The 14,943-nt window shown below is 47.3% G+C and carries 9 protein-coding genes; all 9 read right to left on the minus strand.

Going from position 1 to position 14,943, the window contains the following annotated elements; translation table 11 throughout:
• Positions 1–29: 29 nt before the first annotated feature.
• The gene (gene cls / locus SK066_RS17660) at positions 30–1,460 is read right to left on the minus strand and encodes a cardiolipin synthase (RefSeq protein ID WP_188773579.1); all 1,431 of its coding nucleotides are present in this window, start codon (positions 1,458–1,460) and stop codon (positions 30–32) included.
• A 697-nt stretch (positions 1,461–2,157) separates the two neighbouring features.
• Positions 2,158–3,147: an endo-1,4-beta-xylanase gene (locus SK066_RS17665; RefSeq protein WP_320544914.1), complete on the minus strand. Its 990-nt coding sequence runs from the start codon at positions 3,145–3,147 to the stop codon at positions 2,158–2,160.
• A 619-nt stretch (positions 3,148–3,766) separates the two neighbouring features.
• Positions 3,767–4,321 (minus strand): DUF2812 domain-containing protein, encoded by a 555-nt coding sequence (locus SK066_RS17670; protein ID WP_320542440.1) that lies wholly within the window; start codon positions 4,319–4,321, stop codon positions 3,767–3,769.
• Positions 4,305–4,637 (minus strand): PadR family transcriptional regulator, encoded by a 333-nt coding sequence (locus tag SK066_RS17675; protein WP_188773577.1) that lies wholly within the window; start codon positions 4,635–4,637, stop codon positions 4,305–4,307. The genes SK066_RS17670 and SK066_RS17675 overlap by 17 nt, the downstream gene beginning before the upstream one ends.
• Before the next feature lie 560 nt (positions 4,638–5,197).
• Complete coding sequence (locus SK066_RS17680; protein ID WP_320542441.1) at positions 5,198–5,986, minus strand: ABC transporter permease; 789 nt, start codon at positions 5,984–5,986, stop codon at positions 5,198–5,200.
• Positions 5,979–7,127, minus strand: a complete 1,149-nt coding sequence (locus SK066_RS17685) for an ABC transporter ATP-binding protein (RefSeq protein ID WP_320542442.1) — start codon at positions 7,125–7,127, stop codon at positions 5,979–5,981. Before SK066_RS17685 ends, SK066_RS17680 begins: the two co-directional genes overlap by 8 nt.
• Positions 7,128–7,563: 436 nt before the next feature.
• Positions 7,564–12,165 carry a glutamate synthase large subunit gene (gene gltB / locus SK066_RS17690; protein WP_188773574.1) on the minus strand — a complete coding sequence of 1,534 codons (4,602 nt, stop codon included), beginning with the start codon at positions 12,163–12,165 and terminating at the stop codon, positions 7,564–7,566.
• A 763-nt stretch (positions 12,166–12,928) separates the two neighbouring features.
• Positions 12,929–13,615: a metal-dependent hydrolase gene (locus SK066_RS17695; protein WP_188773573.1), complete on the minus strand. Its 687-nt coding sequence runs from the start codon at positions 13,613–13,615 to the stop codon at positions 12,929–12,931.
• A 380-nt stretch (positions 13,616–13,995) separates the two neighbouring features.
• Positions 13,996–14,814 (minus strand): cell wall hydrolase, encoded by an 819-nt coding sequence (locus tag SK066_RS17700; RefSeq protein WP_320542443.1) that lies wholly within the window; start codon positions 14,812–14,814, stop codon positions 13,996–13,998.
• Between the last annotated feature and the right edge of the window lie 129 nt (positions 14,815–14,943).

A 14,943-nucleotide genomic window follows, 5' to 3' on the forward strand; every position in this document is an offset into this window, starting at 1 on the left:
GGCGGTGACTTCAGCCCTCTGCTGCATTTTTACAGCAGTGGGGAGAGCATACGGGATAAGGTTTCCATCGTCTTCTGTGTGCGTGGACGACGGATGAATTCATGATAATTAATTTTCTCACTTTCCTGCAAATCACGGCGGAAATCATCCATTAATCGCTCAATCGTCTCCTGCTCGAACAGCACCGCAGATAGCTCGAAATTACTGTAAAAGCTGCGCATATCCATATTAGCGGTTCCTACTGAGGCGAGCAGATCGTCGATGATCACAATTTTGGCATGGACAAAGCCCTTCGCGTATTGATGAACACGTACGCCGACACGCATCAGCTCCTCCAGATAAGACAGGGAAGCGTATTGTACAATCTGAGAGTCCGATATTTTAGGAATAATAATATCGACCTCTACGCCACTGACTGCCGCTGTTTTCAGCGCAGCATAAATGCTCTGATCCGGAATAAAATATGGCGTCGTAATACAAATACGGCGCTTCGCCACCGCAAGCGCGCTAAAGCACATTTCCTGAATCGCATTCCAGTTGCGATCTGGCCCACTCGCAACGATAAGCGCTCGCTCACTGCCAGCGCATTGATGAACTGGAAAATAAATCGAATCGGTAATCCGCTGACCGGAAGCAAACTCCCAGTCCTCCAAAAATACAATTTGCAAAAAGTACACGGTATCACCGCGCACCTGTAGATGTGTATCACGCCAGTATCCAAGCTTCGGATCATGACCGAGATAATCGTCACCCACATTCAAGCCACCGATAAAGCCAATCTCGCCATCGATGACCAGTATTTTGCGGTGATTGCGGTAATTGACCTCACGCTGGATAAACGATGTGAATGGCGGCAGGAAAAAGTAAAACTCAATCCCTGCTTCCTTTAGCTCACGGACAAAGCGATCCTTTAAATGATAGCTACCAAGTCCGTCACACATCATACGTACCTTGACCCCAGCCTGTGCCTTGCGTATAAGAATATCAGTGAACTTCCGACCAATCGTATCCTCGCGGAAAATGTAAAACTGAATATGAATATGATGCTGCGCCTGCTCCAATGCCTGTAGCATTGCGGCATAGGTCGCTTCCCCATCGGTCAGCACTTCAATTTCACTGCATGAGGTGATCGGATTCTCGGTCAAATGGGATAATAACGAAAACAGTCTGCTTTGCGTCTGAAATTCGGGATTGCCCATATTGTCCGCTGATTGAATAACAGCTGCCTGACTCCATAATCGACTGCGTACCTCACGGAATAGGATCGTTCCTTTTTTACGAATCGTGCGCCGACTGCGATAATTGCGCGCCACAAAATAGTAGATGATAAAGCCTAGAAATGGCACACAGTACGAAATGAACAACCAGGCTACTGCCTTGGTGGGCGAACGGAACTCTAGCAGTAGTATAATGCCACACTGGCTAATAAACAGAATACATAACAATAACAACCAGACCATGCTCAGGGTTCCTTCCTTTCTTACGTTTACCTGTTCGATCGATAGGATCTCTATGCCAACAATATCATATCAGAAATGCTGCTGAATCGGAGGGTTATTTGGCAATAGCTTATCATTAACATATAACCAACTTGGCGAGCTTGTGATACAGGGGGTGGGATTTGTATTGTTTGAGCGTTGGAATGAAATTGAAAATTTGTGTTTTGGAGGGGCACCACTCCGGGAAGGAATAAGGGGACGGACTCCCGTCTCGCACAGGAATCTACGGAGTAGGAGTCAAATGTAGATTCCCGTGCTCAAAAGGTTTCCTTTCCCCTTATTTCCTTCCCTCCGTTCCGTGCTGTTTTCAAACATAAGTATTCATATATACATCATTCCAGTTGTTATATGAATAATTGCTAAATGAAAAAAGCATCAGCTCCCATTTAAGGGAAGGCTGATGCCTTTGAATGATATTTTGCATTTAGAATCGCACACACGGTATAGAATAAGCGGTTGACATACTGCTGTGAATGAGCGTTATTATCGATGTCTAAGCTTATAACCTATACGTGCAGTTGTTGATTGATATATCGCTTCTCCTATCGATCACACTACCAATTCAGATACAACTTCAAACCGATATTCATTTCATAGCGGATCGATGATCATGCTATTCCATTCATATCTGGGCTGTGTGTCGGAGTGCTTTTTACGATTACTGCTGTACGGTTTCCTCGGTAGGCTGCATGCTGTCTTTTTCCAGCATGATGGATTGGCCTTCAGTGGTTACGGATTGACCGAAGAATTGCTTCAGCCATTTCAGAGCTGGGCGTTCTGTGCCGTTGCTATTCAGCAGATGGGTGTTTGGCTCCCATGTTTGGTTCTGGATATAGCCCCACAGGGTTACACCTTTTACAGAAGGGTGATTCCACAGAACTGGGAATTTTTCTTTGTAGCGTGCCAGCTGAGTCGCATCGTCACCGGACATATCCAGCTCGGATACGTAGATTGGCAAGCCTGTTGCACCGAGCTTGTTCAGCACGGTTGTCATGGTGCTTGTGGATACGGTATTCATATTGAAGTGGTGGCATTGGATACCAATACCATCAATCAAGCCGCGGCTTTTCAAAATGTTAATGATATTCACGTAACGATCTGCCAGCGCTGGATCACCGATTACGCCATACTCGTTAATTAACAGCTTGGAGTTCGGGAATTGCTGTCTCGCCTGCTGGAAGGACCAGATGATCCAATCCCAGCCTGTCGCACCGTCTCCGCCGATCGCATTGCTATAGGATGGCTTAGCATGAAATGGCTCGTTAACTACATCAACAAACGCGGATTTGCCATATTTTTGACCTGCCAGCTGAATCCATTGGGTTACCTCAGCCTTCTGTTCGGCTGCGGACAGATTTTTCACCCAGCTCGGCTCCTGACTTCCCCAGACCAATGTATGAAATTTGAATGGATAGCCTTTGCTCTGTGCATAGTTATATGCCATATCTGCCTGGCCCCAGTTCATCGAATTGCGATTGCCTTCAACGGCTCCCCATTTGGTGGAGTTCTCTGGAGTCACCTGATTCCAGTATGTACCGTAGCTGGACGGGACACTGCCGGCAATAATGTTACCTAGAAACTTACTGCCATTCGTGAGACTCGCATAGCTATACTCCGACATGAATGTGGTGCAGAGCACACCTGTCATCGCTACCGTTCCGATAACCTTCCACAGCTTTGATTGTTTAGACACTTTATTTCCTCCTCTTGGGTATGCTGATATTGGTTTGTCCACTCAGCAACAATTACCAAAATATGAGATAAGCGCTTACATTTGCAATATTAGCATCTCAGTACGCAGATTTCGCTATAAACATAACGACATATGTTGGGCTATTTGATGTTTATCATCGAGGAAATGGGGTTGTGGGATTTTTGTTGTGGATTGGATAATATGGAAGACTGTTTTTCGTAGAAGGCGGAGGTAAATTGGGGGTGATGGATTGAAGTTATTTTTCCGGAACAAAAAGCACTCGATCTGGCTTGTTCGTTTTATAGTATCGCATCTGTAAACATAGACATGTTGGAATTAGATGATCAGCAGCAAGGTTGATGGGTACTTTACCGTGAGGACTGGCGAGACTGAGCTATAAAAATAGTGAAGCATTATCAGCGTTTATTGACGTGCTGAATGATGGGTATTTTATATAATAAAATGAAAAAGTCACTCTGTATTAAAACGTAAGAGTGACTTGTTATTGAACATGTATGGGGCACCTCGGTATACAATTTGAGTACATGGACATGATGTGTAGATATCCTAACAGCTAATGACGAGACGAAACAGAGCGTGAGCGTAGCTTACGGTTTTGAGCACTAAGACGACTAATGCCGTAGATAAATAAAATCCAGATGAACACATACGAGATGATGAAAGCGAGACGAACCTGCCATAGCAACTGTGCAGTTATACCCATAACCATGCTTGGGATCAAGACCAAACCGACGATAATTAGCGTCCTCTTCATGCGATTATTACGTTGAATTATCGAATCAATATCTGAATAAATTTCCGGACGTGATTCAGGCTTATTCGCCTCGTACGGCTTACGCCACAGATACCAGCTATGTTTGCCGTTATTCAAAGGCTCCCAGCCCGCATCCTCGTATAGCATGATATAATCGTCATTCACTTCTGTCTGGTAATCAAACACATAACGAATCGTACGCGGCTCGCCCTTTTGAAAATAAAACCGCATCAGATTCGGCTTCACCTCCATCAGATGCCAGCCCTGCCGCTCCTGCTCCTCCAACCACTCCTCGATCTTCTCCGACTGCCAGATCCACCACCAGCGAAATACGCTTTTAGTGCTGCTCATCATTGATCCCCTCCATTTGCATTGCATTGTGATACTGCTCGCTAATTCGAGCAATCTCCTCGCGCAGTAACTCGCTACCAAGTTCTGTAGCGATATACGACTTACGCCGATTCTCTTCACCTACCACCTTGATCAGACCATCCTTTTCCATTCGGGACAGACTGCCATAGATCGTGCCTGCACCGAGCTTGATTCGTCCCTTGGTCAAGCTCTCCACGTCCTGCATAATGCCGTAGCCGTAACGAACCTTTTGCAACGTTAGTAAAATGTAAAAGGCGGTTTCCGTCATTGGCAAATAGCTTCGTATTTTATCGTTCATCCTGTCACCACTTTCATTCGCCCAACTATATCGTGGCGCGATATAGTGTATAGACTTACTATATCACGACGCGATATAGTTGAACAAGCTATATAGTGATAGATAGGGAATTGAATATTGTAAATGATCGTTGTGATGTAATCGTGAGCAGGTAAGTATATGTAGTATCAAGGTAGTGAAGCATGAGGGTAGTATGAGATGGAGGTAGTACGGATAGAGACAGTATGGATAAAGGTAGTGTGACAACAAAGGAGTACGGCACGAAGATGCTATACATCATAATCACACCAAAAAGCCTTCTGCATAAGAAACAGAAGGCTTTTCATTCATCCGTAACCGACAGCCGCCATCTATATGGACAACTTTATCGTACAGGTGAGCTTTATAACCTTGAACATGGATGACTATTTATTTCAGGATATCTGTGCCTATGCTATCGGGTCAGATGAGATTAAAGGCAATACGTATAGCAGTATGACCTATCTACTCGCTACACAAGGGCTCATATTGTCGTCACATCACCTGCCCAATCATCCCTTATTGATTAGACGACTACGCCATCATGCACGAACATCTCGTTTTGAGAACGAAACCCAGGAAATGAGTGCGAAGATAACGAAGTATACTGCCATAATAAATAGCGACCAGCCTACAGAGGTTACACCAAAGTTCCCTGTTGGATTGGAGAAATACTGTGTTAGATCGAGATTCGTGAACAGCAAATATTTCGTAATCCAGTAATCCTCCGGTTTTAAAAATGCGCGTAAAAGCCCCTTCGTAATGGTGCCGGAAAAATAGAGCAGCATCGATAATGTGATCGCTACAGCTGCGGAGCGGAACAAGGCAGACAGCATAAATGCAAATGTCGCTAAGATCAGCGCACGAATAAAGGAGTAAGCGATCAGCAGCAATAGATTATCTTCTAGTGAAGTTGCTGCCCCATACGGCAAGCTGGTCACGTTGCTCGAAAACAACATATACGATATCGCCAGATTAATCAGGGAGAAGAGCAGCGTTAAAATAAACAGGAAAATGGCCATCGCCAGAAACTTCGAGCATAGAATCTTCCATCGTTGCCATGGACGAATAAGCAATAGCTTGATCGTACCGCTCGTAAACTCACTTGCTACCGATTCTGAGGCAACGATGAGCATGAATAGTACCACCAGGAAAAACATCGCAAACGAGTCTTGAAACGCCATTAATGCAGGACTCGGATAATCGCCAAGCTTAAATAACAATAAGAGTGACGGTGACAAAACAAGCAGTAAAATGAGCATGACCCAGTTAGAGATGCGCAGTACAATTTTCAGCATTTCATTCCAGATGAGCTGGATAAAGTTAGTCATGGCGCACACCACCTTCGCGTGTCATCGCCAGGAATTGATCCTCCAGCGTCTGACGCATCGGCACGATGCCATATACGGCGATGCCTTGCTGCACAAGCTGTGCGTTCAAGCGAGCAATATCGGAGCGTGTCGCGCGGGCAACACAGCTAGTACCCTCGACATAACTACCTGGAATGAGGGCATGTACCTGCTCAGGCTGATCGGTATCAAAACGGACGGTGATGAGCTCCTCCGTAGCAGCTGCTCCAGCTCCTGTAGTCTGTCCGTGCAAATGACGCACATCCACCAATCGACCTCCATTAATGACCGCGACGGTATCACACATCAGCTCCATCTCAGATAGCAGGTGACTGGATACGAAAACAGTCGTTCCCTGCTCACGACTGAGCGCACGCAGATAATCCCGTAGTTCACGAATCCCCTGTGGATCAAGACCATTGGTCGGCTCATCCAGCACGAGCAGCCGTGGACGATGCAGCAATGCCTGTGCAACGCCCAGACGTTGTCTCATCCCGAGCGAATATGTGCTTACCCGATCGCGCACACGTCCACCAAGTCCGACAAAATCGACTACCTCGGCGATCCGTTCCTTTGTCACGCCTGGTGACATTCGTGCATAATGCATAAGATTCTGGTATCCGGTCATATACTTGTACATTTCAGGATTCTCGACGATCGCACCAACTTTGCTAATCGCTTGTTCAAAATGTGTGCGGATGCTTTGCCCTTCAATGCGAATATCACCTGAGGTCGGAGACATCAACCCAACGAGCATACGGATGGTCGTCGTCTTGCCTGAGCCGTTCGGTCCCAGAAAGCCAAATACACAGCCTGCTGGTACATCCAGCGTGAGATTATCAATGATCGTCTTTGAGCCTATTTTTTTCGTTACACCGCGAAATTGAACAACAGGCGCTGCAAGATGATCGATCGTGCTACCTGCTGTCGAATGGCTTGCTGTCGTTGCATCTGTACCACCAGCACCAGGCGCCGACTGGACAGATTGCGCTGGCGATCGCTGCTCACCTGCGGTGCGAGTTGCTTCGTTCCCATTCTTTTGCTGCATGGAGGAATGGCCTTCAGGTCTACCATCGGGTAACTGACATAAAGACCGTGGTTGCTTTGCCTGTATCGTCATCATCTAGCCCCTTTCAAATGCGTACTGTAGACTCGTCACAGCAAGAGTACGTATGTACATCAATGGTTTAACTCCTAATTCTCTTGCTACATCGACTGCCTTTCTATTCACCCTTTAGCTAAAACGCCACACGATCTAATGGTGCATCACGCACAGCAAGCCCTAATGCACGCCGACTACTCTACTCTCCCCTGCTGTAGGCTTCATTCGACCTCTCTCCTATTGCTCTACTACACTGTAGCGCCTTCATTGTAACACACCCTCCCCTTGATACAAAAAAGAACCCGTCCCTACGCAGCAGCTATCCCGATGATAGCCACCGCATAGAGCGGGTTCTAAATTAAATCAGCATTCATGATTAAATCATTAGCAATGGCGTCATCAACACTATTCAAATACTTCAAACAGTGCTAGTAACATCCCCAGGGCTTGCAGTAGATTACGCACCGGAGCGTGCCAGTTCACGCATATTGGCCTCGAAAGCTGCGAGCAGTGCTGCCTCGCCAGTCAGACCTTTTTCGTGAACTTTGCGGATTTGCTCGAGCATCCGTTTGTAGTCTTTCGGAATGACGCGAACGAAATCCTTCGATTGGTGTTCCCAATCTTCCAACACACGCTTACCTGCTTCACTACCTGTATAGGCTACATGCTGTTCGATCAAAGCCCGCAGCTCAGCGAGCTCGTCTGCGTCCTCGATATCTTCCAGCAGCACCATTTCCAGATTGCAACGACCGACGAAATCGTGACTTGGATCAAGCACATACGCGATACCGCCCGACATCCCTGCGGCAAAGTTACGTCCAGTCGAGCCAAGTACAACGACACGCCCACCGGTCATATATTCACAGCCGTGGTCACCCACGCCTTCAACAACGACCTTCGCACCGGAGTTACGTACGGCAAAGCGCTCACCAGCGATACCGCTAATATAGGCTTCACCACTTGTTGCTCCATACAGCGCTGTGTTACCGATAATGATATTGTCCTCCGCAGCGAATGTAGCCGCCGCGTCAGGCTTCACGATAATTTTACCACCGGACAGACCTTTACCAACATAGTCATTACAGTCGCCTTCGACACGAAGTGTAATCCCCTTCGGTACGAACGCACCCAGACTTTGTCCAGCCGAGCCCTTGAATGTAAACGAGATCGTATCATCCGGTAGACCCGCCGCACCATATTTGAGTGTGACTTCACTACCTAGAATCGTACCTACCGCACGGTCGACGTTACAGATATCCAGTTCAGCCTGAACTGCTGTACCATTTTCGAGTGCAGGGGCTGCGAGTGGTAGCAATTGACGCAGATCCAGCGTTTCCTCCAGCAGATGGTTCTGCTGCTGTACGTTGAAGCGCTCGCTGCCTTCTGGAAGTTGTGGCTGGTGCAGCAATACGGACAGATCCAGACCTTTCTTCTTCCAGTGCACATCGGCTGCGGTAGCATCCAGACAATCCAGACGACCAACCATTTCCTTCACGGTACGGAAACCAAGCTCTGCCATAATCTCACGCAGATCCTGTGCTACGAACTTCATAAAGTTCACGACATGCTGAGGATCACCGGTGAAGTTTTTACGCAGCTCCGGGTTCTGTGTAGCTACGCCGACTGGACAGGTGTCCATCTGGCAAACACGCATCATAATACAGCCGATCGAAACGAGTGGTGCGGTTGAGAAGCCATACTCCTCAGCGCCAAGCAATGCAGCAACCGCAAGGTCACGACCGCTCAACATTTTGCCGTCTGTTTCCAGTACGACACGGTCACGCAGATTGTTCATAATGAGCGTTTGCTGCGTTTCCGCCAGTCCAAGCTCCCATGGCAGACCCGCATGACGGATCGAGCCCTGTGGAGATGCACCTGTACCGCCATCATAACCACTCACCAGAATAACATCGGCACGGCCTTTAGCCACACCAGCAGCGATTGTACCTACGCCTACCTCGGACACGAGCTTCACGTTGATACGCGCACGACGATTCGCATTTTTCAGGTCATAGATCAGTTCTGCCAGATCCTCGATCGAATAGATATCGTGATGCGGAGGCGGCGAGATCAGACCTACACCTGGTGTAGAGTGACGAACCTCTGCTACCCATGGATATACTTTACGGCCAGGCAGCTGTCCACCTTCACCAGGCTTCGCGCCCTGTGCCATTTTAATTTGAATTTCGTCTGCATTGACCAGATAGTTCGACGTAACGCCGAAACGACCGGAAGCGACCTGCTTGATCGCACTACGACGAGAATCACCATTCGCATCTGGAATAAAGCGTGCAGGGTCTTCGCCACCCTCACCGCTGTTACTCTTACCGCCAATACGGTTCATCGCAATCGCCAGGCTCTCATGCGCTTCCTTACTAATCGAGCCGAATGACATAGCGCCTGTTTTGAAGCGTTTCATGATCGATTCAATGGGCTCTACTTCTTCCAGTGGCACCGGAGCACCATTAGGCTTCAGCTTGAGCAGGGAACGCAGTGTCAGATGCTTCTCGTTCTCGCCATCGACCAGCGCAGCGTACTTTTTGTACAGCTTGTAGTCGCCTGTGCGTACCGAATGCTGGAGCAGGTGGATCGTTTGCGGATTGAACATATGCTCTTCTCCATCATTACGCCACTGGTAGTCACCGCCGGAATCCAGCACACGGTCATTACCGTCCTTGTCTGTAAATGCACGATTATGCTGAGTCAGTGCTTCTACCGCTACTTCCTCCAGACCAATCCCGCCAATACGAGATGGTGTCCAGGTGAAGTATTGATCGATGAATTCCTGTTTCAGACCTACCGCTTCGAAAATCTGTGCACCACGGTACGATTGGATCGTGGAAATACCCATTTTGGACAGGATTTTCACAACGCCCTTGGTCACAGCCTTGATGTAATTCTTCACGGCTTTGTCATGCGAAATGCCGCGCAGCATACCTTGCTTGATCATATCCTGCATCGTTTCGAATACGAGATACGGGTTCACTGCACTGATACCGTAACCGAGCAGCAATGCGAAATGGTGAATATCGCGTGGCTCACCAGATTCCAGCAGCAGACTGACACGGGTACGTGTACCCTGACGGATCAAGTGGTGATGCAGACAGGCAACCGCCAGCAAAGCTGGAATAGCTGCATTTTCCTTATCCATGCCACGGTCGGACAGGATGAGGAAGTTGTGACCTTTGGCGATAACACGGTCTGCCGCTTCGCACAGGTTCACCAGTGCAGCTTGCAATCCCTCTGCACCTTTTGCTGCTTCAAAGAAGATCGGAATCGTCATGGCCTTAAAGCCCGGACGACGTACATGACGAACCTTGGCAAATTCCTCGTTTGATAAAATCGGTGTATTCAAAATAATCTGACGACAGCTCTCTGGCTGCGGATCAAGCAGGTTGCCCTCCGGTCCGAGCGATGTTGCCGTCGAAGTAACAATCTCCTCACGAATCGCATCGATTGGTGGGTTGGTTACCTGTGCAAATAGCTGTTTAAAGTAGTTATACAGACGTTGCGGCTGCTCAGACAATACAGCCAGTGGTGCATCGTAGCCCATAGAAGCCAGTGCTTCTGCACCTGTCGATGCCATCGGCTCGATAACCTTACGCAGCTCCTCAAACGTATAACCAAATGCCAGCTGTAGCTGCTGCACATTATCGTGATCCGGCTGAATCGCTTCAGGCGCTTCTGGAACATCCTCCAGATTCACGAGATGCTCTTCCAGCCATTCTGCATACGGATGCTCGGAAGCGATCTGTTCCTTGATCTCTTCGTCGGAAATAATGCGACCTTCCTGCGTATCGATCAGCAGCATACGGCCTGGACGCAGACGATCCTTATATAGTACATTTTCCGGTGCAATATCGAGTACGCCGACTTCGGAGGACAGAATAATACGGTCATCCTTCGTTACATAATAACGTGCCGGACGCAGTCCATTACGATCCAGAATCGCGCCGATCTGGATACCATCGGTGAACGCCATTGCGGCAGGGCCATCCCATGGTTCCATCAGGCAGCTATGGTATTGGTAAAATGCTTTTTTCTTCTCATCCATCGTATCGTGGTTACTCCACGGCTCGGGCACCATCATCATCGCCACATGTGGCAGAGAGCGTCCATTCAGGTACAGGAATTCAAGCGTGTTATCAAACATCGCTGTATCCGAACCATCTGGATTAATAACTGGACGAACCTTATCGAGATCACTACCAAATACATCGCTCTCAAACAGAGATTGACGTGCATGCATCCAGTTCACATTACCGCGCATCGTATTGATCTCACCATTGTGGATCATAAAGCGATACGGGTGGGCACGATCCCAGCTTGGGAAAGTGTTCGTACTGAAGCGGGAGTGAACAAGTGCCATTGCCGATTCAAATGCATCGTCGCGCAGATCAAGATAGAACTCGCCTACCTGAATCGTCGTGAGCATGCCTTTGTATACGACCTTACGACAGGACAGACTTGGTACATAAAACGTTTCGCCACCCGCTGCTTCCGCATAACGAATCTGACGCTCTGCTACTCTGCGAATCACATATAGCTTGCGTTCAAAAGCAAGCTCATCTGCATTACGCAGCCCTTCCCCACGGCCGATAAAAAATTGACGTACGACAGGCTTTGCCGCCTTTGCGGATTTGCCCAGTGTGCTATCATCTGTCGGCACGGTACGAGCACCGAGGAAAACTTGACCTTCCTGCTCGACAATGTCCTTCAGCAACGCTTCATGACGCTCACGCAGTTCCTCATCACGGGACAGGAACACCATCGCTACGCCATACTGACCTTTTTCAGGGAGTTCAAATCCATTAGCCTTGGCTTCCTTTACAAAGAAGGAATGCGGAATCTGTACCATAATGCCGGCTCCGTCACCGGAATTCGGTTCGCTTCCCTGGCCGCCGCGATGCTCCATGTTTTCGAGCATGGTCAGTGCTTGACTGACAATCTGGTGACTAGGTATGCCTTTGATATGCGCGGTAAATCCCATACCGCAAGCATCTTTTTCAAACTGCGGATCATAAAGACCCTGCTTCGGAGGTAAACCTGTAATGTTCATAATACGCAACCTTTCTATTATGAAGTGACTGTCAAGAGATGAGCCAGAGGACGGCCGGACGAAGATACATGCTTCTAAGGGTAGGGTATACAAAACAGACTGCTCATTCCATACAGTATCATCTACAATATTTGTACATATTGTACAGGACGGTGACGGAAGCAGCCTATGTTTGGATATAGGTTAGAAGTAACAGGCGAAGAATAAATATCCACTTTGATGAGATTCAAGCAACTTATTTAGCTATGTGATATTGCTGTAACCTTCGTTAGTTTTATACATTTTAACACTGACCTTACATGATGGCAATTCAAACTTTTTATATATGCGATAAATTATTATTTTGCGTCAAAGCATTAGTGTGATAACGCAACGCATTACATATAGTGTATGATTATACATTAAAATTAATAAATAATTCAATAGGTTAATGTAGCTTAAAGTACAGCATTCATCCAAATGGAGCAAATCAAACTAGTCTCTATATCCAAAACAAAAACGGACAGCCCTGTAAAGGACTGTCCGTTGCTGTATAAACTACGCTCAAAATAAATGAAGCACAAACGCATAGCATTCGCTCGCTGCATTCATAGACCCTAATGCGTTTTCATTACATGCCTATTCTAGCGATGACTTAATCAAACTTGATCAAGCACGATCTTTGCTTACTTTTGGAATGGAATGGTGAAAGCTTATCGTTAGTTGAATGATCGTTACTACAAGAGCATTCCAACTCGCTTCTACCACTCTTCACCCCATTCGCTTACAGCTCGACGCTTTCGCCTACTTTTAATGCGGTTCCCTTGATGCCCTTCGCTTCCAGTGCAGCGACGAATGCATCGCCATCCTGCTCGATCGGCGGGAATGTATTATAGTGTACCGGAATGATATGTTTTGCTTGTACCCATTCAGCTGCGTACAGTGCATCCTCAGGTCCCATTGTGAAAAAGTCACCGATTGGCAATGCCGCCACGTCGATGCTATTCATTTCACCGATCAGCTTCATATCCCCGAATAATGCAGTATCGCCTGCATGGTACAGCGTTTTGCCGCCCATTGTTAGCAAAATGCCTGCTGGCTCGCCAAGGTATACATTTTGTCCATCCAGCTCATTAGATGAGGAATGGAATGCCAGCGTGTATTTTACCTTGAATCCATCGAATTGCTTGGAGCCGCCCAGGTTCATACCGACCGTGTCTGCCGCGCCCTTCGCTGCTGCATATTGCGCCAGCTCCACAACTGCGATCACCGGGCAATTATTATTTTGTGCGATCTCTACCGTATCGCCAAAATGGTCACCGTGTCCATGCGTCAAGATGACCGCGTCCACTTGAATATCTTTTACATCAACATCGACTTGCGGATTGCCGGACAGAAAAGGATCGATAATCACCTTTTTACCGCCTTCTTCCACAAGCAGACAGGATTGTCCATAGTACGTAATCTTCATCGTTAAAGCACCTCCGCAATAAAATGAATAGTGTAGCCACCGTTTATTTTATCACCAAAATCGATAGATTTGTAACTTTGCAGGTGCCAGGTTGCTTATCGCTATACCAATTGCGCAAATTCGAACATAGCTGAAATGACTAGCTATAACAGGATCGAGGCTGAACGGGTGACTATCAAAGATCGCCTTCAACGCTATTAGCTTCATGCTGCGTAGCCTATACTTGCACTAGCGCTATCTGTATATGCGCCTAGCATAGCTATCTCAGAGAGCCTGCATACGCGAAGTTTCGAATCCTAGCGCTATCCGTATACATGTGCGACTAGCATAGCGATCTGTAAGAACATTCGACTAGCTCCTACACTTGTTAAATAATGATATTATTTGTAAAACGTATGATGTCCAATTTTCTTCACGACCGTCTGTGAATTTGGAATCGCAAAATCAGTCGCCAGTGATAGCGACACAAAATAATACGTATTATCAGGTACTTCCTTGTGTCCCTGTAGTGCTTCACGGACAGCTTTAACCGAGTCGGCATTAGGCGTCACGCGCTCAAAGCGACCATTGGATACAGGTGAAAATTGATATTTTTGATACAGTACACCTTTAATCGTGTCGGGGAAATTAGCGGACCGTAGCCGGTTCAAGACAACATTGGCAACTGCCACTTTGCCTTCGTACGGTTCACCTTCAGCTTCTGCCATAACAATTCGTTCCAGCATTAGCCGTTCTTTATCTGACAATGCGTAGGTCCAGGTTGCCTGAGCATGGCTATCCTGAGAAAGCAGCTTTGTCCGAGTAAAGTATAGTTTGGTGGGGGTGGTATTGCCGATCGCTGCATCTGCCGTGACCGCTGCGGCTTTATTAGCCTTCGCTTGTGCGGCTTGTGTGCGCTGTTGTTTGGCTGTTGCAGCCTGTTGCTGCTTAGCCAGTGTAGCTTTGTTCGCTTTTGCCTGTTGAATCAGGTTACGTGTATGCTTCTCATTCCAATCCATAAACGTACCTTCCGTACTGCTCCTGTCTTTTTGTGCATACGAAACAACACCTGCCGGCTGCGCACCCCACGCGGGCAGCTTAGTAAAGGATTGACTGTGTGTCGTATGTTGATTAGCCATCCAAAACGGAAGGCACATAACAAATATAAAAAGCACGCCGAGCAGAGGCGTAATCCACTGATTGCGTCTAATAAACTCCATGTTTTTCCTCCAATAACGTTGGCATACTCCAGTTCCTATGTAATCGTTAGACCTTCCATTTGAATACACCAACATCCAAATTTTGAATCATAAGCAAATTACATGAATTCTCGGACACACCCCGTATCC

Source organism: Paenibacillus hunanensis (assembly GCF_034055775.1).
In the GTDB taxonomy this organism is placed as follows: domain Bacteria; phylum Bacillota; class Bacilli; order Paenibacillales; family Paenibacillaceae; genus Saccharibacillus; species Saccharibacillus hunanensis.

What these genes read in the sequence shown, in the direction of transcription:
- cls (WP_188773579.1), bottom strand. Translation starts at nt 1,460, where the DNA reads ATGGTCTGGTTGTTATTGTTATGTATTCTGTTTATTAGCCAGTGTGGC.
- SK066_RS17665 (WP_320544914.1), bottom strand. Translation starts at nt 3,147, where the DNA reads ATGACAGGTGTGCTCTGCACCACATTCATGTCGGAGTATAGCTATGCG.
- SK066_RS17670 (WP_320542440.1), bottom strand. Translation starts at nt 4,321, where the DNA reads ATGATGAGCAGCACTAAAAGCGTATTTCGCTGGTGGTGGATCTGGCAG.
- SK066_RS17675 (WP_188773577.1), bottom strand. Translation starts at nt 4,637, where the DNA reads ATGAACGATAAAATACGAAGCTATTTGCCAATGACGGAAACCGCCTTT.
- SK066_RS17680 (WP_320542441.1), bottom strand. Translation starts at nt 5,986, where the DNA reads ATGACTAACTTTATCCAGCTCATCTGGAATGAAATGCTGAAAATTGTA.
- SK066_RS17685 (WP_320542442.1), bottom strand. Translation starts at nt 7,127, where the DNA reads ATGATGACGATACAGGCAAAGCAACCACGGTCTTTATGTCAGTTACCC.
- gltB (WP_188773574.1), bottom strand. Translation starts at nt 12,165, where the DNA reads ATGAACATTACAGGTTTACCTCCGAAGCAGGGTCTTTATGATCCGCAG.
- SK066_RS17695 (WP_188773573.1), bottom strand. Translation starts at nt 13,615, where the DNA reads ATGAAGATTACGTACTATGGACAATCCTGTCTGCTTGTGGAAGAAGGC.
- SK066_RS17700 (WP_320542443.1), bottom strand. Translation starts at nt 14,814, where the DNA reads ATGGAGTTTATTAGACGCAATCAGTGGATTACGCCTCTGCTCGGCGTG.